The sequence below is a fragment of the Wolbachia endosymbiont of Madathamugadia hiepei genome (assembly GCF_013366855.1).
In the GTDB taxonomy this organism is placed as follows: Bacteria; Pseudomonadota; Alphaproteobacteria; order Rickettsiales; family Anaplasmataceae; genus Wolbachia.
The window spans coordinates 1-3,646 of sequence record NZ_WQMP01000103.1 but is presented as its reverse complement, the minus strand read 5'-3'; the positions used below and the strand labels follow the sequence as shown (position 1 = coordinate 3,646).

Annotated in this window: 3 protein-coding genes; 2 read left to right on the top strand and 1 reads right to left on the bottom strand. The window is 37.6% G+C overall.

Features of this window, described 5'->3' with window-relative positions; genetic code table 11:
- Positions 1-366 precede the first annotated feature (366 nt).
- Complete coding sequence (gene ygfZ / locus GO685_RS04060; protein WP_175937677.1) at positions 367-1,161, bottom strand: CAF17-like 4Fe-4S cluster assembly/insertion protein YgfZ; 795 nt, start codon at positions 1,159-1,161, stop codon at positions 367-369.
- 154 nt (positions 1,162-1,315) lie between these two features.
- Between ygfZ and GO685_RS04055 the strand changes: the two genes are divergently transcribed.
- Together GO685_RS04055 and groL are read left to right on the top strand one after the other, a co-directional pair.
- Complete coding sequence (locus tag GO685_RS04055) at positions 1,316-1,597, top strand: co-chaperone GroES (protein ID WP_175937678.1); 282 nt, start codon at positions 1,316-1,318, stop codon at positions 1,595-1,597.
- A 101-nt stretch (positions 1,598-1,698) separates the two neighbouring features.
- Positions 1,699-3,351 (top strand): chaperonin GroEL, encoded by a 1,653-nt coding sequence (gene groL, locus GO685_RS04050; RefSeq protein WP_175937676.1) that lies wholly within the window; start codon positions 1,699-1,701, stop codon positions 3,349-3,351.
- Positions 3,352-3,646: the final 295 nt, after the last annotated feature.

Genomic DNA, 3,646 nt, shown 5'->3' with positions numbered 1-3,646 from the left:
TTGACAAGACTGCTGAGGTTTTTATGGGTTTTTTAAACTTCGTTGGTTCTCTCATATGGCTTCTCTAAAATTTTGTTCACAGAGACTAGTTATTCCACTCTCTATTTTAAAATCCGGCGTTGGGTGATGTCTTAAACAACTTATAAGCGCGTTTCAGCTTGTATGGGTAAAAACCCAAAGTTTTAAAAAGACATGCAGTGCACATAGCACGCCAAATACAAGTTTTCTTGTCATTTTAACCTGCACAGATTGGGAAGTTAAACAAATAGCTTCAGTATCATTATAAGGGGGCTGGAGGAACTTGTCAAGTAGTTTTTTTGTTTCTATGGCCAGTGCATGCACTGCCTTGACTTAGACCCAAGCATCCTAACGCGCAGATATTTTGACTCCACCGGTATATAAATTGGCGCGGCTTTTCCCAGTATAAAGCAATGCAAGTCCAATATTGTCTACGCTAGAGCGCAGTTCGCCTATTTCTTCATTGTTCTCATTTGTTACTTTAGTACCGATATTTGGAAGTGCGCTATTTCCCTCAACAAGGTAAAGTTTTCTTCTGAATGTTTCTTGCCTGCTCATTCGATTTACAACTTCCTGGCCTATATAACACCCCTTATTGAAGCTTATTCCGTTGACCTTATCGATTAGATATTGCAGCGGAAACGACGAATTCTGCACCATATCTCTTGCTCCATCTGGAACTAGGTTTTGAATTCTCACTTTTTCGTACTGAGTAAAATCTCTGGCTGGCTGCTTTACTTCGCCTTTATGTATGATCCTCATTCCCAAGGATTTGTGCCTTGGATCTTGAAAAATAATTTGTGATTCATTACATTCTGTTGACTTAGTATTAAACAAAACTCCAACCTTATACAATGAACTAACATCTTTAATCCTCACTCTCAGGTAAGTTTTAAGCAAATCTAGTTTCTCAATTATTTGCTGCAAGTACACATTTTCGCATTCCAAAAGGATATACTTACCATATCCAATAAGAAAAAAATCGTATAGGTACTTTCCCTGAGGGCTAAGCAGCAAAGAGTAAATAGCTTTTTGGCTATCTAACTTATTAATGTCATTTGTTATAATACCCTGCAGGAAATCCCTCGTGTCTGGCCCGTATAAAACTATTACACCACGGCTTTGCAATGGTATATAATTCATACAATTTCTGTCAATAAACCTAAATTTTACTATATAATATTAGGCACACTTCGTCTTCTTATATTTTACAAGCCTCAGCCCTTGAAATCCAACTTACAAGTGCATATATAAGCTTATAGGTTAATTTGTTGATGAGGAAAAACAAATGTCAAGTATAGACTTAAGTGTATTGGATGATAGCGTTTTGATTAAGCCTATCAGCGAAGAAAAACAAGGTGGGATCGTGCTTCCATCAAGTGCTGAAAAGAAACCTACTAAAGGTGAAGTTATAGCAACTGGTGAAGGTTCACGCAATTCAAGTGGTGAACGCATAGCTTTAACTGTAAAAATCGGTGATAAAGTGTTTTATCGGCAATGGGCTGGTACGGAGATAGAGCACGGCGATGAAAAGTTTATAGTAATGAAAGAGTCCGATATACTTGCTATCGTTAAGTAGCAGTTTTTATTTTTACTAAACTAAAACAAAGCACAACATAGTGCATTGTAAGTGATTTTATTATAGTTTTCTGAATTTTTTATTAACAAGAGGTGATAAAAATGACTAATGTAGTAGTGTCAGGCGAGCAGTTGCAAGAAGCTTTTCGTGAAGTTGCAGCAGTAGTAGACTCAACAGTAGCAGTAACTGCAGGGCCTAGAGGAAAAACAGTAGGGATTAACAAGCCCTATGGAGCACCAGAAATTACAAAAGATGGTTATAAGGTAATGAAGGGTATCAAGCCTGAAAAACCATTAAATGCCGCAATAACAAGCATCTTTGCTCAAAGCTGTTCTCAATGTAATGATAAAGTTGGTGATGGTACAACAACGTGCTCAATACTAACTAGCAACATGATAATGGAAGCTTCAAAATCAATTGCTGCTGGAAATGATCGTGTTAGCATTAAAAACGGAATGCAGAAGGCAAAAGATGTAGTATTAAAGGAAATTGCATCGATGTCTCGCACAATTTCTTTGGAGAAGGTAGATGAAGTGGCACAAGTTGCTATCATTTCTGCAAATGGTGATAGAGATATTGGTAGTAGCATTGCTGATGCTGTTAAAAAGGTAGGAAAAGAAGGTGTGATCACTGTTGAAGAAAGTAAAGGTTCAAAAGAATTAGAAGTTGAGCTCACTACTGGTATGCAGTTTGATCGTGGTTATCTTTCTCCGTACTTTATTACAAATAATGAAAAAATGATTGTGGAGCTTGATGATCCATATCTTTTAATTACAGAGAAAAAACTGAATATTATCCAGCCTCTACTTCCTGTTCTTGAAGCTGTTGTTAAGTCTGGTAGACCTTTACTTATTATTGCAGAGGATATTGAAGGTGAAGCATTAAGTACTTTGGTTATCAACAAACTGCGTGGTGGTCTAAAAGTTGCTGCGGTGAAAGCTCCAGGCTTTGGTGACAGAAGAAAAGAGATGCTTGAAGATATAGCAGCTTTAACAGGCGCTAAGTACGTCATAAAAGATGAGCTTGGAATCAAGATGGAAGATCTCACTCTTGAAGATCTTGGTACCGCTAAAAATGTTAAAATCACTAAAGATAATACCACAATTGTCAGTGAAAATAGCGACTCTGACAGAGTGAAAGCCAGAATCGAACAGATCAAATCGCAAATTGAAACTTCAACTTCTGATTACGATAAGGAAAAGCTAAGGGAGCGTTTAGCAAAATTATCGGGCGGTGTTGCTGTGCTTAAAGTTGGTGGAGCAACTGAAGTAGAAGTTAAAGAGCGTAGAGATAGAGTTGAGGATGCATTGCATGCAACAAGAGCTGCAATTGAAGAAGGCATAGTTCCAGGTGGTGGAGTTGCACTTCTTTACACTTCATCTGTTCTCGATAAGCTAAAAGGTGGAAGTGATGAGGAACAGATAGGTATAAATATTATTAAGAAAGTCCTCAGCGCTCCTATCAAGAGATTAGTCAAAAATGCTGGTCTTGAGTCTGCTGTTATAATTGATCATTTGATTAAACAGAATGATAAAGAGCTTATATACAACGTTGAGGCTATGAATTATGCTAACGCATTTACTGCAGGTGTTATTGACCCGGCGAAGGTGGTTCGTATTGCTTTTGAAACAGCGATATCTGTTGCAAGTGTACTGATTACTACTGAATCTATGATAGTTGATGTACCAAACAAGGATGAAAGCGCTTCATCCCCTATGGGTGCAGGTGGCATGGGTGGAATGAATGGATTCTAAATAAATAAAACCTTGGGGCAAGAAATTCACTTGCTCCACGGGCATCTCTATAGTTTTTAAAAATCTCATATTTTACTGTGTGCTAAAGGTAGTACGCGTAGTGCTTTGTACAAAAAGGCACTACTTTTTATTTTCCGTATCCTTTTCACTTCTTTATACTACGGTTATCTAATAACAAAAGGCAGCGCAGAAGCCCACTAACGTTAACTATGGATTAGAAAGAGAGTAGAGAGAGAAATAGGGTAAACTCCAGTATTTTAGCAACAATAGGAGGTTACCCAATGCATAAGAATAT